Below are 14,809 nucleotides of genomic sequence, written 5' to 3'. Positions count from 1 at the left end.
GCGCAGGGCTACCCCCCAGATTGCCAAACTCCTCAGTGCCACCCGTCCACGCGCGCCCAGCGCGCGACAGTGTTCCCGCCGGAATCCAGCACGTCATAAGCGCCGTAGCCGCCCGCGGCCGTCAGGCAGGCATGGTTGGGATAGACGCGGACGAGGCTGCCGATCGGGAACCGCTCGAACCAGCCCTCATCCGGCACGGGCACCATCCCGTGCTCCTGATAGGCATGGGTGACATGAAGAGGCAGCGCCGCGCCCGTCTCGGCCTCGCCCAGCGTGCCGTAGGCGGTGTCGGGCGCGAAGGCATTGGCCGTGACGTCCTTGGACAGTGCCAGCGCCCCCGCATCCAGCACCAGCGAGCGCGAGGCCCGGTTGTGCCCGATCACGGTGGAGAGCACCGACAGCGCCAGATCGTCCCAGCCGCACATACCGCGCGACATCTGCGCCAAGTCCCAGAACAGCGACACCCCCGCGCGCACCTCCGTCACCCCCGTCAGGTCGCGGGCGTGCAGCAGGGTGGGGGAGGAGCCGACGGAGACGATGGGGGCGGGCATCCCCGCGGCGCGGATCGCCTCGGCGGCGGAGACCGTCGCCACGCGCTCGGCCTCGGCCACATCCGCGATCGCCGCCGGGTCGGCCGAGCCGTAGGAGTGGCCGCCATGGGTCATCACCCCCGCCAGCCGGAGGTTCTTCGAGCCGTGAACGGCCCGCGCCACGGCCAGTGCCCGCTCGGGCGGCACGCCGGCCCGGTGCTCGCCGGAATCCACCTCGACCAGCACCTCATGCGGCGCCTCGGCGGCCGTATCGAGCATCCCGGCCATCTCCGGGCTGTCCAGCACCAGGATCAGCCGCACGTCGTGCCGGCGCCGGATCGCCTCGGCCCGCGGCAGCCGCGCCGGGATGGCGGTGGCGGCCAGGAGGATGTCCTTCGAGGCGCCCGATTCCGCCAGCGCCTCCGCCTCCTTCATGGTGGAGACGGTAGCAGGGCCCGGCACGCCGCCATGGGCCAGAAGCGCGACCTCGACCGACTTGGCGGTCTTGAAATGCGGGCGGAAGGTGACGTCCAGCGCAGCCGCGCGGTCCCGCAACCGGCGCGCATTCGCCTCAAGCCGCGCTTGGTCCAGCAGCAGCCGCGGCGTGTCGAGGATCGTGCTCACCGCTTGTCCCCGTAGGACGAGATCTCGATGAGGTTCCCATCGGGATCGCGGCAATAGACCGAGACGATGGCGCCCAGCGCGCCCGCCTTCTCGATCGGCCCGGCCTCGACCGTCACGCCGCAGTCGCGCAAATGCGCGACCACGTCATCGGCCATCACGGTGACGATGAAGCACAGGTCGTTGCCGCCGGGCGCCGCGCCGCGGCCGGTGAACCACTCCTCCTGCGTCGCCTCCTTCGGGCGAAGATTGATCTTCTGCCCGCCGAAGCGGATCGAGGTGCGGTGCTTCTCCCCGAAGCTCTCGCGCTCCATCCCCAGCACGCGCTGGTACCAGCTCGCCATGGTCTCCACGTCGTTGCAGGTGATGACCAGATGGTCCAGGCGGTCCACGGCGAAGCGCATCAGTGTCGTCCTCAGGCGGCTTGGATCGGAATGGGCGATCAGGGAGAAGGGGCGCGGAAACGTGGGCGGAGCCGGGCGGTGGCCTCGATCTCGATCTTCATCGCATCCGTCTGCAGCCCGGCATGGATGAGGGTGGAGGCGGGGCGGCTCTCGCCGAAATACAGGCGCAGCACGGGCCAGCATGGCTCCCAGTCCGCGCGGTTGGGCACGATGAACAGCAGGCGGACCACGTCCTCCAGCGTCGCCCCAGCCTCGGCGAGGGCGGAGGCGATGTTCTTCAGTGTCCGCTCGCACTGGACCTGCACGTCGTCCGAGATGGTCATGGTGGCGTAGTCGTAGCCCGTCGTGCCGGAGACGAAGATCATGTCCCCATCCACCACGGCCCGCGAATAGCCGATCTCGCGCTCGAAGCGGGAGCCGGAGGAGATGAGGCGGCGCATCAGGCGGCTCCGGCGCAAGCGGGAAGGGCGGAGCGACGGCGCGCCGTGCCGGCCGGCCGCGTGGCCAGCTTCCCCGCGGGCCGGATGGGGCGGGCCAGCAACTCGCCCCCGCAATTCGGGCAGACGCCGCCGGGCAGCCGGTTGGCCGCGCAATCCCGGCACCAGGTGCACTCGAAGGAGCAGATCAGCGCCTCGCGCGAATCCGGCGGCAGGTCGCGGTCGCAGCACTCGCAGTTCGGGCGGAGTTCGAGCATGGACAGCTCCCGGCGGTTCGGTGCCGCGGCCCCGGTCCATTGGGGCCGCGTGCCCGGTCGGCGTTATTCCAGCCCGTCGTAGAAGTCGTGGCCCTTGTCGTCCACCACGATGAAGGCCGGGAAGTCCTCCACCTCGATGCGCCACACGGCCTCCATGCCGAGCTCCGGATACTCCAGCACCTCGACCTTGCGGATGCAGTCCTGCGCTAGCCGTGCCGCCGGGCCGCCGACGGATCCGAGATAGAAACCGCCATTGGCCTGGCAGCTCTGCGTCACAGCCTTGGAGCGGTTGCCCTTGGCTAGCATGACAAGCGAACCCCCGGCCGCCTGGAACTCGCCGACATAGCTATCCATCCGCCCCGCCGTCGTCGGCCCGAAGGAACCCGTCGGCATGCCCTCCGGCGTCTTCGCAGGGCCCGCGTAATAGACGGGGTGGTTCTTGATGTAGTCCGGCAGGCCCTGCCCGGAATCCAGCCGCTCCTTCAGCTTCGCATGCGCGATGTCGCGCGCGACGACGATGGTGCCGTTCAGCGACACGCGGGTGGAGACGGGGTGGCGGGACAGCTCGGCGCGGATCGCACCCATCGGCTGGTTCAGGTCGATCCGCACGACCTCGCTGCTCTCGGGCACGCCATCGGTCTGGTCCGGCAGGAAGCGGGCGGGATCGTGCTCCAGCTGCTCCAGGAACACGCCCTCTGGCGTGATCTTCGCCTTGATTTGCCGGTCGGCCGAGCAGGAGACGCCGATGCCGATCGGAAGGCTCGCGCCGTGCCGCGGCAGGCGGATGACGCGGACGTCGTGGCAGAAATACTTGCCGCCGAACTGCGCGCCGATGCCGAGGTTCTGCGTGAGCTTGTGCACTTCTGCCTCCAGCTCCCGGTCGCGGAAGGCGTGCCCGGACTTGCTGCCCTTCTCCGGCAGGGTGTCCAGATAGCGGGTGGACGCCATCTTTACCGTCTTCAGCGTCGTCTCGGCCGAGGTACCGCCGATGACGATCGCTAGGTGGTAGGGCGGGCAGGCGCTGGTCCCGAGGGTGCGGATCTTCTCGTCGAGGAAGGCGAGGAGCTTGGCCTTGTTCAGCACCGCGCGGGTCTGCTGGAACAGGAAGGTCTTGTTCGCGCTGCCGCCGCCCTTGAGGACGAACATCAGGTTGAATTCGTCCGCATGGTAGTCGCCGGGGGAGGCGTAGATGTCGAACTGCACGGGAAGGTTGTTCCCGGTGTTCGCCTCCTCATACATGGTCAGCGGCGCCATCTGGGAATAGCGCAGGTTCGTCTCGGTGTAGGTGCGGTGGACGCCGTAGGAGAGCGCCTCCTCCTCGTCGCCCTCCACCCAGACGCGCTGGCCCTTCTTGCCATGCACGATCGCGGTGCCCGTGTCCTGGCACATCGGCAGCTTGCCGCCGGCCGCGATATTCGCGTTCTTCAGCAGGTCCAGCGCGACGAAGCGGTCGTTCGCGCTCGCCTCCGGGTCCTTCAGGATGTTCGAGAGCTGCTGCAGATGCCCGGGGCGCAGCAGGTGCGACACATCCTTGCAGGCCTGGAAGGCGAGCTGCTCCAGCACCTCCGGCTTGATCTTCAGCACGGTCCTGCCCTCCACCTCGATGGTGGAGACGCCGGGGATGTCGAGCTTGCGGTAGGGCGTGGTGTCCTCGGCCAGCGGGAACATCGGGCTGAACAGGAAGCCCGCGGTCCGCTGGGACACGGGCATGCCCGCATCGGCCTCGGCCCCGTCATGGGTGGCGACGGGGGTCGCGCCCACCGGAATTGGCGGCTGGATGGAATCGAGTGTCTGCTCGCCCAGAGGGCTTTCGACGGGAGAGGTCACGGACGGTGCTCCGGCTCTTGGCCCTGGCGCGCAGGGCGGCCCGGCACGGCCGCACAGAACGGCGCCAGGCCAGGCAACGAGGACTGTATCATCTGTTAGCGCGGCCCCGCCCGGCGCGCCACAGGCGGAACACGGGTGGAAACGAAACCCTGCCCTGCGCTTCCGGCCAGGAGTTCACGCAGGCGGATGCGTTGCGTCTACTCGCGGGTCGGGCGGCGGCGGAAGGCGTCCAGGCTCACCACCTGGGCCGGGGCCTCGGGCTTCTCCGACGGCGGGGACTCGTCCGGCGCACGGGGGGTGTCGTCCGAGGGCTCCGGCACCGCCTCGGCCTCGCCCTCGGGGATGCCCATGTCGCCGAAGCGCAGCCCCACCCGCACATGCGGGTCCCAGAAGGCGACGAGTGCCGCGAAGGGGATCACCAGCGTCGCCGCGGCGCCGCCGAAGGAGAGACCCACCGACACCTTCTGCTCCGCCCGGTCCACCGTCAGGTCCCAGAACTGGTGCTGCAGGACGATGGTCATCTCCTGCGGGTAGCGGGCCTTGAGGTGGCCCGGCACCTTCGTCTCAGGATGATCCGTGCGGAAGGTCAGGTAGAAATGGTGCTCCCCCGGCAACCCGTTCCTGGCCGCGAACTCGAGGGCACGCAGCGCCACGTTGCGCATCGCCTCCTCGGTCCAGCGGTCATAGGGAAGAAGGCTCTCGGGGGGCGGCGCTTGCTCGCTCATGCGCGTGTCGTATCCAAGGCTGGTCCGGTCACAGGGGGGCGTATCTGGCCGCAACATAAGCCATCCGCCCAGCGCGGCATAGAACTGCGCCCAGGACCACTCTCCAGCTGGAAAAGGTGGGGGGATTCTGTTGCCCCGTTCCCCCCGGACGGCGCTTACCTATCTCTAGGCAGCGAGCGCCATGGTCTCGCGACCATTATCGTTGGCACTTGTGAAATAGCCCGATAACGGCGGTACAATGCCGGGCAAAAGATACGTCTTTACCGCGCGCGTCGAGCCTGTTTCGCCCCCAGACGTCCCTGCAACCCCCGTTGATAAGGCGGGGAGGGATGGTGGAGGCGCCGGGTACTGCCCCCGGGTCCACAACGCTTATTCCACGTACCGTTTATCACCATAGTCACCCGAGGGTGACCCGGCTGATATAGGGCAGCCCGCCGGGGAATGCCAGGGGCGGGGAGGGCAGGTTTGCGGCTGGCGACTCCCCGCCCGCCCCGCTAAAGGCTGCTGCCGACGAGGGGGCCGCCATGGAACTGACCGAGACGCAGCGACAGGAGCTGGCCGAGGCCGAAGCCCAGCGCCACGAGACCCGCCGTCCGGTCTCCCCGGGGTTGGAGGCCATGCTGTTCCGCCCCATCCCCGTGCTCGACCACGGCTTCGTCCGCGTCGTGGACTACATGGGCGACGATTCCGCCGTGGTGCAGGCCGCCCGCGTCTCCTATGGCCGTGGCACCAAGGCGGCCAACGAGGATCGTGGCCTCATCCGCTACCTCATGCGCCACCGCCACTCGACGCCCTTCGAGATGTGCGAGATCAAGTACCATGTGAAGCTGCCGATCTTCGTCGCGCGCCAGTGGATCCGCCACCGCATGGCCAACGTGAACGAGTACTCGGCCCGCTACTCCATCCTCGACCGCGAGTTCTACCTGCCCGCGCAGGAGCAGCTTGCCGCCCAGTCCGCCGTGAACCGCCAGGGCCGCGGCAGCGTGCTGGAGGGCGAGGAGGCCGCGCGCGTGCTCGACCTGTTGCGCGACGACGCCAGCCGCAACTACGACCACTATCTGGAAATGCTGAACGAGGACGCTGAGGGCCGCGTCATCGACGAATCCCGCCACGGCCTGGCGCGCGAGCTGGCGCGGATGAACCTCACGCTCAATGCCTATACCCAGTGGTACTGGAAGGCGGATCTGCACAACCTCCTCAACTTTCTCACCCTGCGCGCCGACGCCCACGCGCAGTACGAGATCCGCGTCTATGCTGATGCCATGCTGGACACGGTGAAGGCCTGGGTCCCCCTGGTGCACGAGGCCTTCTGCGACTACCGTCAGGGCGCCGCCACTTTGTCCGCGCAGATGCTCTCGGTCGTGCGCGGCATGGTGGCCGGGGAGAACCCGCAGCAGGTGGGCAGCGGCCTGTCCAAGCGCGAGTGGCGCGAGCTGATGGGCATGCTCGGCCGCGAAGGCTGACGCCACCCCGCCCCCTGAAAGACGATGGCCAAGGCCCCCTCCGGTAAGGCCTCCCCGGGCAGGACGGGGGCCACCACCAGGAAGCCCGCTGCGGCAGGCAAGACTGCGGCAGCCCGTAAGCCATCCGCGCCGCGCACCCGATCCGCAGCACCACCCCCGCCCGCAGGCGGCTGGCTGTCGCGCTTCCGCGGGCGCGGGCCGTCCTGGCTCGCCGTCGCCGTCATCGTGCTGGCAGTGCTGGTCATCCTGCCCGTCGCGGCCGCCGTCATCGGCGATATCTGGGCGGTGATCCTGGCCGTGCTGGTCGGCGGCTTCGCACTGGGTCGCGCCACAAGCCGATAGATTGCGGCAGGCGCATCGCTTCTGCCACGCTCCCCCCTGTGCAGAGGCGCCGCAAAGGTGCCCGCCAGGGAGGATTGCCATGACACAGCACCCACGGGGCCTGCCCCGCCGCGCCCTCGTCACGCTCGGAAGCGGGGCGCTCGGCGCCGCGGCGCTCGCCAGCCCCGCCATCGCCCAGCCCGGCTTCCCGAACCGGCCCATCCGCCTCCTCGTGCCCTGGCCCCCCGGCGGCTCGGCCGATGCGCAGCTCCGCTCCCTTGCCGATGGCGCGTCCCGCCGCCTGGGCCAGACCGTGCTGGTGGAGAACCGCTCCGGCGCGCGCGGCCTGCTCGCCGCCCAGGCGCTGCTGCAGGCGGCGCCGGACGGATACACCCTCGCCCAACACCACCTCTCCGTCCTCCGCCACCCCTACATGACCCGCGCCCGCAGCTGGGACCCCGTCGCGGACTTCACCCCGGTCATCGGCCTCACCGGCTGGCTCTTCGGCGTCGTGGTGCGGACGGACAGCCCGATCCGCGATTGGGCCGGCTACGTCGCCGCTGCCCGCGCCCGGCCGGGCGAGTTGACCTATTCCACCAGCGGCATCGGCACGAGCAACCACATCGCCATGGAGGATCTCTGCGCCCGGCTGGGCATCCGCATGGTCCATGTCCCCTTCCGCGGCACGACCGAGGGTGTGACCGCGCTGCTGGGTGGGCAGATCGACAGCATCGCCGATAGCTCCGCCTGGGTGCCGCAGGTGGAGGCCGGGCAGTTCCGTCTCCTCTCCGTCTGGTCGCCTGAGCGTGCGGCACGCTTCCCCAACGTGCCCACCCTGCGCGAGCTGGGCATCGATCTCGCCGTCACGTCGCCCTACGGCATCGCGGGGCCCAAGGGGATGGACCCCGGCGTGGTGCGCGTGCTGCACGACGCCTTCCACGCTGCCCTGATGGCGCCGGAGAACACGGCCGTGCGGGACCGCTGGGACATGCCGCTCTCCTATCTCGACAGCGCCGCCTATGCCGATTTCCTCGTCCGGCGCGCCGCCTATGAGAAGGAAATGGTGGCGAAGCTGAACCTGAGCGTGGACGGCTGAATCCATCTCCGGTGAAGGACCACGCACCCGCCATGCCCTAGCCCGAGCATCGAGGACACCTGCCGCATCCCCCGGCGTTGTGCCCTCGATCAGAAGGAGGCCGGCATGGCAGGATTTGAGGGCAAGGTCGCGATCGTCACCGGCGCGGGCTCCGGCATGGGCGAGGCCACCGCGCGCCGCTTCGCGCGGGACGCCTTCGCCGTGGTCCTGGCCGGTCGCACGCGGGAGAAGCTGGACCGTGTGGCCGCCGACCTGCCCGCAGGCCGCGGCCTCGTCGTCGAGGCCGATGTCTCGGACGAGGAGGCCTGCATCTCCCTCGTCAACCGGACCATCGAGGCCTTCGGGCGCCTGGACGTGCTGGTGAACAACGCCGGCACCCACGCCACCGGTCCGCTGGCCGAGGCAAGGACCGCCGACTGGCGCCGGGTGATGGGCACCGATCTCGACGGCATCTTCTTCCTCACCCGCGCCGCCATCCCGCATCTGGTCACGACGCAGGGCAGCATCGTGAATGTCTCCTCCGTCTCCGGCCTCGGCGGTGACTGGGACATGAGCATCTACAATGCAGCCAAGGGCGCGGTGACCAACTTCACCCGCGCCCTGGCGCTCGACCTCGGCCCCAAGGGCGTGCGCGTGAACGCCGTCTGCCCCAGCCTCACGATCACCGACATGACGAAGGACATGCTGGGCGACGAGAAGCTGATGGCGAAGTTCGCTGAGCGCATTCCCCTCGGCCGCGCCGCCGAGGCCGATGAGGTGGCGGATGTCATTGCCTTCCTCGCCAGCCACGACGCGCGCTTTGTGAACGGCGTCAACCTGCCCGTCGATGGCGGCCTCTCCGCCTCCAACGGCCAGCCGCCCCAGGCGTGATGAAGGCGCGCGGCTTGCCAGGCGGGCGCGGCCTCGCCTTCATGCCGCGCGCATGCCCCTCCTCAGCAACGTCATCATCTTCGGCTCCGTGAACGCGGACCTGACCTTCCCCGTTCCCGCGCTTCCGGCCCCTGGCCATACCGTGCTGGGCGGGGCGTGGCGCGCCGCCCCTGGCGGCAAGGGCGCCAACCAGGCCGTGGCCGCGGCCCGCGACGGTGCCCCGGTGCGCTTCGTGGGCGCGGTTGGCCGAGACCCGATGGCGGCCGTCGCGCTCTCCGCCCTGCGCGGCGCCGGGGTGGATCTCTCCGCCGTCAACGAGACCGATTCCGCCACCGGCGCCGCCTGCATCTGCGTGGACAGCCAGGGCCGAAACCAGATCGCCGTCTCGCCCGGCGCCAACGCCCTGGCGCGCGCATCCCAGGTCCCGGCGCTCAGGCCCGGCGACATCCTGTTGATGCAGATGGAGGTCCCGCCCGAGGAAAACGCCGCCCTCATCCACCGGGCCCGTGCCCAGGACGCGCTCCCCATCCTCAATCTCGCCCCTGCCAGTCCCATCTCGCCCGAGGCCCTGCGCGCCCTGCACCTCCTCGTCGTGAACGAGCACGAGGCCGCCTGGCTCGCCTCTCATCTCGGCTGCGTCACCAGCGCCCGCTCCCTGCATGTCGCACTGGGCGTGGACGTCGCCGTGACGCTTGGCGAACGCGGTGCCGAGGCCGCGACAACCAGTGGAGCCTGGCGCACGGAAGTCCTGCCGCCCCGGCTGGTGCTGGACACGACCGGTGCCGGGGATTGCTGGTGCGGCGTGCTGGCCGCGGCCCTCTCGCGCGGAGCGCCGCTGGAGGCTGCGATGCAGCGGGCTGCCGCAGCGGCCTCCATCGCCGTGTCGCGGCCGGGGGCGGCGGATGCGATGCCGGCCGGCGCGGAGACGGACGCGCTGCTCGGGTGAAGAAAGGCCGGAAGAGAAGGAACTCTCTCCCGGTCCCCCTCATCTTATTCTGAAAGGCTGCCGCGGCACGCTTCGCCCCTGCGCCAACGCTGAACCCCAGAGATGGAAGGCGGTCCGGGGGGATGTCTCCCCCCGGCTTCTCTCACTCCACCACGATCCGCGGCCCCGCCGCCCGCGCCCCGCCCGCCTTGGCCCAGACGCGGTCCGCGATCGCCCGGTAGGCCTGCGCCTCGTGCGAGTCCGGCGCGGCGAGCACCACCGGCCGCCCGGCATCCGAGTGCTCGCGGATGGAGAGCGTCAGCGGCAGTTCACCCAGGAACTCCACTCCCAGCCTCTCGGCCTCCATGCGCGCGCCGCCATGGCCGAAGATCTCGCTGCGGTGGTTGCAGTTAGGGCAACAGAAATAGCTCATGTTCTCGACGAGCCCGAGCACGGGCACGTTCACCTTCTCGAACATGCGGATCCCACGCCGCGCATCCAGCAGCGCCACGTCCTGCGGCGTGGAGACCACCACCGCCCCGCGCAATGCCACACGCTGCGACATGGTGAGCTGCGTGTCGCCCGTACCGGGCGGCATATCCACCACCATCACGTCCAGCGCGCCCCATTCCACCTGGGACATCATCTGCTCCAGCGCGCCCATCACCATCGGGCCACGCCAGATCATTGGCGTTTCCTGGTCCACCAGGAAGCCGATCGACATCGCCTTCAATCCCCAGGCCTCGATGGGGATGATGCGGTTGCCATCCGTGCGAGGCCGCTCGCGCGCACCCAGCATCTGCGGCAGGGAGGGGCCGTAGATGTCGGCGTCCAACAGCCCCACCCGCAGGCCCTTCTGCGCCAACGCCACCGCCAGGTTCACGGCAGTCGTGGACTTCCCGACGCCGCCCTTGCCCGAGGCAACAGCGATCACCGCCCCCGCATCCTGCAGCAGCATCGGGCCGGGCGCCCGCCCGCCATGGCCCTGCGGCCCCGGACCCGCGCCGGGCGCGGGACCCTGGGCCGGGCCGGGGGAGGGGCCTTCTCGGTGCGCGGTCAGCACCGCGCTGGCCGAGATCACCCCGGGCACGCCCCGTGCCGCGGCCTCGGCAGCCGCCCGCAGCGGCTCCATTTCCCGCGCCCGTTCCCGTGGCACGGCGAGCTCCACCTGGACCATGCCGTCGCGCACCGAAACGCCCCCGAGCATGCCCGCCGAGACGATGTCCCGCCCCGAGGCCGGGTCGCGCAACCGGCCCAGTGCCGACCGCACCGCCGCCTCCAACCCGCTCACCATCGCTTGAAAACCCCCGCCACCCGGCCAACATGGCCACCTGCCCGGCCCCTCCTCTGATCAAGAGGATGAGGGCTGCGAACGCCATATGGGTGGCCCCCACCCCGCGCAAGCGGGCGGGGCCACCACGTTATCGAGGGAGAGTGACCGGCCCATGCCGTGGAACAATAGCGGCGGACCGAGCCCGTGGGGATCGCCCGGCGGCAGCAACCGTCCGCAAGGCCCCTGGGGCACGCCGCCGCCCGGTGGTGGTGGTGGTGGTAGCGGGCGCGGCCCGGATCTGGACGATGCCATTCGGCAGGCACAGGAGGCGGTGCGCCGCTGGTTGCCGCGGGGCATGTCGGGCGGCACGGGGGGCAAGGGCCTGGCCGTGCTGGCTCTGCTGGCCGTCGCCGCCTGGGGCGCCTCGGGCTTCTACCGCGTCCAGCCGGACGAGCAGGGCGTGGTCATGCGTTTTGGCGCCTTCTCGCGCACCACTCCGCCGGGCCTGAACTACCGCATTCCCTGGCCCGTCGAGAGCGTCACCACGCCGCGCGTCACCCGCATCAACCGCGTCGATGTCGGCTATCTCAGCGCCAACGATTCCAACACGCAGCGCCCGACCGCAAGCCGCGACGTGCTGGCCGAGAGCATGATGCTGACCGGCGACGAGAACATCATCGACATCGACTTCGCCGTGTTCTGGCGCATCCGCGATGCCGGCGAGTACCTGTTCAACACGCGCAACCCCGACATCACCGTGAAGTCGGCCGCCGAAAGCATGATGCGCGAAGTGATCGGCCGCACGCCGATCCAGCCCGCGCTGACCGAGGCGCGCGCCCAGATCGAGCAGCAGGTCCGCCAGGGCACCCAGGCCATCCTCGACCAGTACCGGGCGGGTGTGGAGATCACCCAGGTGCAGCTGCAGAAGGTGGACCCGCCCGGCGCCGTGATCGAGGCGTTCCGCGACGTGCAGCGCGCCAACGCGGACCGCGAGCGCGCCCGCAACGAGGCCGAGAGCTACCGCAACGACATCATCCCCCGCGCACGCGGTGAGGCGGAGCGGATGGTCCAGGAAGCCCAGGGCCAGAAGGACAGCCAGGTGGCCCGCGCCCGCGGTGAGGCGGCACGCTTCGTCTCGGTCCTTTCCGCCTACCAGACCGCGCAGGACGTCACGATGCGGCGCATCTATCTGGAGACGATGGAGGAGATCCTCCGCAAGACTCCGAAGATCATTGTGGACGACCGGCTGCAGGGCCTGGTGCCGTTGCTGAACCTCGACTCCAACCGGCAGGCGCCGGCGCAGTCGCGCGCCGTTCCGCCTGCGGCGGCTGCCGCAGCCACCCCGCCGCCGCCGCCCCGCGCACCCCAGGGGAACGCCCGATGAACCGCCTCACCATCGCAGCCGTGCTGGTAGTGGCCGTGATCGTCACGGCCGCCTCCTCGCTCTTCACGGTGCATCAGACGCAGCAGGTGCTGATCACGCAGTTTGGCGAGCCCCGCCGCGTGATCCAGGAGCCGGGCCTGCATGCGAAGATCCCTTTCATCCAGAGCGTCATCGCGCTGGATCGCCGCCTGCTGGACTATGAGGCATCGGGCGAGGAGCTGATCCTGGGCGACCAGCGCCGGCTGATCGTGGACAGCTTCACCCGCTTCCGCATCATCGACCCGCTGCTGTTCTTCCAGACCGCTGGCGTCGCCGAGAACGGCATCCGTGGCCGCCTCGCCTCCATCGTATCCTCGGCGCTTCGCCGCGTCCTTGGTAACGAAGCGCTTCTGAACGTGCTCTCCGCCGACCGGCTTCGGATCATGAACGAGATCCGCAACCAGGTGAACGTGGAAGCCAAGCGCTTCGGCATCGAGGTGGCGGATGTCCGCATCCGCCGCGCCGACCTGCCGGAGGAGAACACCCAGGCCGTGCTGTCGCGCATGCAGTCCGAGCGCGAGCGCGTTGCCCGCGAGGCCCGGGCCGAGGGCGCCGAGCAGGGCGCCCGCATCCGCGCGGCGGCCGACCGCGACCGCACCGTGCTGCTCGCGGAAGCGACCGCCAGCGCCGATATCCTGCGCGGCCAGGGCGAGCAGGAAGCCATCCGCCTCTCGGCCGATGCCTTCCAGCGCGACCCGGAGTTCTTCCAGTTCTGGCGCAGCATGCAGGCCTATCGCGAGGCCTTCGCGGACAGTGGCGACAGCCGCCTCCTGCTGTCTCCCGACAGCGACTTCTTCCGCTACTTCCGCGAGATCCCGGGCAGCACGCGCTAGGCCCGGCGAAACCTGCGGCGATCTAACGGCCCGCTCCCGATTGGGGGCGGGCCGTTGTTACATCCGCACCCACCCGTGATCGCCCCGGTGGTTCTTTGTAACAGCCAGGGCCTTACGCCCGGGCACGAATGGTCCAATCTGCGAGCGAGACGTCCCGCCTCCGTCCCCACATGGCCGGCGGGTCTCGCCCGATGAACGAAGGGAAACTGCCCGTGCGCTTCCGCACCCCGATCGCCACCACCCTCGCCCTGATCGGGGCGATGGCGGCGGCCCCGATGACACCCGTGCTTGCGCAGACCCCGATGCGGGACGCGCCGACCTCCTTCCGCCCCCTCGCGCAGCAGCTCCTGCCCGCCGTGGTCAGCGTGCAGGTCAGCACCGCCCCCACCGCCCGCAACGCCCAGCGCCCCGACGCGCCGGATGCTCCCCAGGCCCCGCCCGGCAGCCCGTTCGAGGAGTTCTTCCGCGACTTCCTCGAGCGCAATCGCCCGCCTGGCGGCCAGGGTGGCCCCGGCCAGGGGCGCCCCGGCCAGCCGCAGCAGCGCCGCGGCCAGTCGCTCGGCTCCGGCTTCATTATCGACTCCGCCGAGAAGCTCGTGGTCACCAACAACCACGTCGTCGATGGCGGCACCGAAATCAACGTCGTCCTGAACGACAACACCACCATCCCCGCGGAGCTGGTGGGCACCGACCCGCGCACCGACATCGCGCTGCTGCGCCTGAAGACCGATCGCCAGCTCACCGCTGTCGATTTCGGCAATTCCGACGACGCGCAGGTCGGCGACTGGGTGCTGGCTATCGGCAACCCCTTCGGCCTCGCCTCCTCGGTGTCGGCCGGCATCATCTCGGCCCGCTCGCGCGACATTCGGCAGGGCCTGTATGACGACTTCATCCAGACCGACGCCGCCATCAACCGCGGCAACTCGGGCGGCCCGCTCTTCGACATGTCCGGCAAGGTGGTGGGCATCAACACCGCCATCTACTCGCCCTCCGGCGGCTCGATCGGCATCGGCTTCGCCATCCCGTCCAACCTCGCGCGCGGCATCGTGGCCCAGCTGCGGGATGGCGGGCGCGTGCGCCGCGGCTGGCTGGGCGTGAACATCCAGCAGGTGACGGACGAGATCGCGGAGAGCCTCGGCCTCCGCGGCGGCGCCCGCGGTGCTCTGGTGGCCCGCGCGCAGGAGGACGGCCCGGCCGCCAAGGGCGGTATTCGCAATGGCGACGTGATCCTGCGCTTCAACAACCAGGATGTGCGCGAGATGCGGAACCTGCCGCGCATCGTTGCCGAGACGCGCGTGGGCACCGCTGCCCCCGTCACCGTCTGGCGCGATGGCAAGGAGGAGCAGGTGACCGTCACCATCGCCGAGCTGCCCGCCGACCAGGCGGAAGCGCAGGCCCGCGGTGGCAACACGCCCGCCCAGCCGCGCAGCGCGGTGGTTGACCTGGCCGGGCTTGGCCTGAAGGTCGGCCCGATCACCCCCGACGCGCGCGAGCGCTTCAGCATCCGCCCGGAGCAGCGCGGCGTGCTGATCGTGGAGGTGGACACCAACGGCCCCGCCTCTGAGCGCGACCTGCGCCCCGGCGACGTGATCGTGGAGGTCCAGCAGGAGCGAGTGAACACGCCGCAGGAGGTGCAGACCCGCATCGAGGCGCTGCGCCGCCAGAACCGCGCCAGCGCGCTGCTGCTGGTCGAGGGGCAGCAGGGCCAGCGCTTCGTGCCGCTGCGCATCCGCGAGGAAGGCAACCAGCGCCGCAACTGATCCCGGCGCGGGGTGATGAACGGGGCGTCGGCAGTTGCCGGCGC

15 protein-coding genes and 1 other RNA gene are annotated in these 14,809 nt (G+C 70.3%); 8 read left to right on the top strand and 8 right to left on the bottom strand.

The genetic code is table 11. The annotated features are described in order from the left end of the window. Positions 1-32 precede the first annotated feature (32 nt). The 7 genes from ACVBD7_RS11785 to ssrA all read right to left on the bottom strand — a co-directional run bounded on the left by ACVBD7_RS11785 (position 33) and on the right by ssrA (position 5,252). Entirely contained in the window at positions 33-1,154 is a 1,122-nt protein-coding gene (locus ACVBD7_RS11785; protein ID WP_458093391.1) for an alanine racemase, read from the bottom strand. Beyond that, entirely contained in the window at positions 1,151-1,555 is a 405-nt protein-coding gene (locus ACVBD7_RS11780; RefSeq protein WP_458093389.1) for a VOC family protein, read from the bottom strand. Before ACVBD7_RS11780 ends, ACVBD7_RS11785 begins: the two co-directional genes overlap by 4 nt. Before the next feature lie 38 nt (positions 1,556-1,593). Further along, positions 1,594-1,995 carry a RidA family protein gene (locus ACVBD7_RS11775; RefSeq protein WP_458093387.1) on the bottom strand — a complete coding sequence of 134 codons (402 nt, stop codon included), beginning with the start codon at positions 1,993-1,995 and terminating at the stop codon, positions 1,594-1,596. Further along, the gene (locus tag ACVBD7_RS11770) at positions 1,995-2,249 is read right to left on the bottom strand and encodes a DUF1272 domain-containing protein (RefSeq protein WP_458093385.1); all 255 of its coding nucleotides are present in this window, start codon (positions 2,247-2,249) and stop codon (positions 1,995-1,997) included. The genes ACVBD7_RS11775 and ACVBD7_RS11770 overlap by 1 nt, the downstream gene beginning before the upstream one ends. Positions 2,250-2,312: 63 nt before the next feature. Further along, the gene (locus ACVBD7_RS11765; protein WP_458097684.1) at positions 2,313-3,959 is read right to left on the bottom strand and encodes a fumarate hydratase; all 1,647 of its coding nucleotides are present in this window, start codon (positions 3,957-3,959) and stop codon (positions 2,313-2,315) included. 314 nt (positions 3,960-4,273) lie between these two features. Beyond that, positions 4,274-4,801, bottom strand: a complete 528-nt coding sequence (locus tag ACVBD7_RS11760; protein WP_458093383.1) for an SspB family protein — start codon at positions 4,799-4,801, stop codon at positions 4,274-4,276. Positions 4,802-4,916: 115 nt separating this feature from the next. Continuing rightward, positions 4,917-5,252, bottom strand: a transfer-messenger RNA (tmRNA) gene (gene ssrA, locus ACVBD7_RS11755). 73 nt (positions 5,253-5,325) lie between these two features. Here ssrA and thyX point away from each other — a divergent pair. The 5 genes from thyX to ACVBD7_RS11730 all read left to right on the top strand — a co-directional run bounded on the left by thyX (position 5,326) and on the right by ACVBD7_RS11730 (position 9,497). Continuing rightward, positions 5,326-6,264: an FAD-dependent thymidylate synthase gene (gene thyX / locus ACVBD7_RS11750; RefSeq protein WP_458093381.1), complete on the top strand. Its 939-nt coding sequence runs from the start codon at positions 5,326-5,328 to the stop codon at positions 6,262-6,264. 24 nt (positions 6,265-6,288) lie between these two features. Further along, positions 6,289-6,606: a hypothetical protein gene (locus tag ACVBD7_RS11745; protein WP_458093379.1), complete on the top strand. Its 318-nt coding sequence runs from the start codon at positions 6,289-6,291 to the stop codon at positions 6,604-6,606. Positions 6,607-6,685: 79 nt separating this feature from the next. After that, positions 6,686-7,681, top strand: a complete 996-nt coding sequence (locus tag ACVBD7_RS11740) for a tripartite tricarboxylate transporter substrate binding protein (RefSeq protein WP_458093378.1) — start codon at positions 6,686-6,688, stop codon at positions 7,679-7,681. Positions 7,682-7,786: 105 nt separating this feature from the next. Beyond that, the gene (locus ACVBD7_RS11735) at positions 7,787-8,551 is read left to right on the top strand and encodes an SDR family NAD(P)-dependent oxidoreductase (protein ID WP_458093376.1); all 765 of its coding nucleotides are present in this window, start codon (positions 7,787-7,789) and stop codon (positions 8,549-8,551) included. 52 nt (positions 8,552-8,603) lie between these two features. Then, on the top strand, positions 8,604-9,497 hold the full coding sequence (locus ACVBD7_RS11730; protein WP_458093375.1) for a ribokinase: 894 nt from the start codon (positions 8,604-8,606) through the stop codon (positions 9,495-9,497). 142 nt (positions 9,498-9,639) lie between these two features. Here ACVBD7_RS11730 and ACVBD7_RS11725 read toward each other — a convergent pair whose 3' ends face one another. Then, complete coding sequence (locus tag ACVBD7_RS11725; protein ID WP_458093373.1) at positions 9,640-10,770, bottom strand: Mrp/NBP35 family ATP-binding protein; 1,131 nt, start codon at positions 10,768-10,770, stop codon at positions 9,640-9,642. Between the two features lie 151 nt (positions 10,771-10,921). On the opposite strand from ACVBD7_RS11725, the gene hflK reads away from it, so the two are divergent. From hflK to ACVBD7_RS11710, 3 genes are all read left to right on the top strand, one after another. Next, positions 10,922-12,133, top strand: a complete 1,212-nt coding sequence (hflK, locus tag ACVBD7_RS11720; RefSeq protein ID WP_458093372.1) for an FtsH protease activity modulator HflK — start codon at positions 10,922-10,924, stop codon at positions 12,131-12,133. Next, positions 12,130-13,005 (top strand): protease modulator HflC, encoded by an 876-nt coding sequence (hflC, locus tag ACVBD7_RS11715; RefSeq protein ID WP_458093370.1) that lies wholly within the window; start codon positions 12,130-12,132, stop codon positions 13,003-13,005. Before hflK ends, hflC begins: the two co-directional genes overlap by 4 nt. Before the next feature lie 191 nt (positions 13,006-13,196). Then, entirely contained in the window at positions 13,197-14,765 is a 1,569-nt protein-coding gene (locus ACVBD7_RS11710) for a Do family serine endopeptidase (RefSeq protein WP_458093368.1), read from the top strand. Positions 14,766-14,809 lie beyond the last annotated feature (44 nt).

This window comes from Roseomonas sp. WA12 (genome assembly GCF_054165765.1).
This window is presented reverse-complemented; position numbering and strand designations above follow the sequence as displayed.

Coding starts and splice junctions, on each gene's coding strand:
- hflC (WP_458093370.1), top strand. CDS start 12,130: ATGAACCGCCTCACCATCGCAGCCGTGCTGGTAGTGGCCGTGATCGTC.
- hflK (WP_458093372.1), top strand. CDS start 10,922: ATGCCGTGGAACAATAGCGGCGGACCGAGCCCGTGGGGATCGCCCGGC.
- ACVBD7_RS11765 (WP_458097684.1), bottom strand. CDS start 3,959: ATGCCCGTGTCCCAGCGGACCGCGGGCTTCCTGTTCAGCCCGATGTTC.
- ACVBD7_RS11710 (WP_458093368.1), top strand. CDS start 13,197: ATGAACGAAGGGAAACTGCCCGTGCGCTTCCGCACCCCGATCGCCACC.
- thyX (WP_458093381.1), top strand. CDS start 5,326: ATGGAACTGACCGAGACGCAGCGACAGGAGCTGGCCGAGGCCGAAGCC.
- ACVBD7_RS11775 (WP_458093387.1), bottom strand. CDS start 1,995: ATGCGCCGCCTCATCTCCTCCGGCTCCCGCTTCGAGCGCGAGATCGGC.
- ACVBD7_RS11740 (WP_458093378.1), top strand. CDS start 6,686: ATGACACAGCACCCACGGGGCCTGCCCCGCCGCGCCCTCGTCACGCTC.
- ACVBD7_RS11745 (WP_458093379.1), top strand. CDS start 6,289: ATGGCCAAGGCCCCCTCCGGTAAGGCCTCCCCGGGCAGGACGGGGGCC.
- ACVBD7_RS11780 (WP_458093389.1), bottom strand. CDS start 1,555: ATGCGCTTCGCCGTGGACCGCCTGGACCATCTGGTCATCACCTGCAAC.
- ACVBD7_RS11725 (WP_458093373.1), bottom strand. CDS start 10,770: ATGGTGAGCGGGTTGGAGGCGGCGGTGCGGTCGGCACTGGGCCGGTTG.
- ACVBD7_RS11770 (WP_458093385.1), bottom strand. CDS start 2,249: ATGCTCGAACTCCGCCCGAACTGCGAGTGCTGCGACCGCGACCTGCCG.
- ACVBD7_RS11730 (WP_458093375.1), top strand. CDS start 8,604: ATGCCCCTCCTCAGCAACGTCATCATCTTCGGCTCCGTGAACGCGGAC.
- ACVBD7_RS11760 (WP_458093383.1), bottom strand. CDS start 4,801: ATGAGCGAGCAAGCGCCGCCCCCCGAGAGCCTTCTTCCCTATGACCGC.
- ACVBD7_RS11735 (WP_458093376.1), top strand. CDS start 7,787: ATGGCAGGATTTGAGGGCAAGGTCGCGATCGTCACCGGCGCGGGCTCC.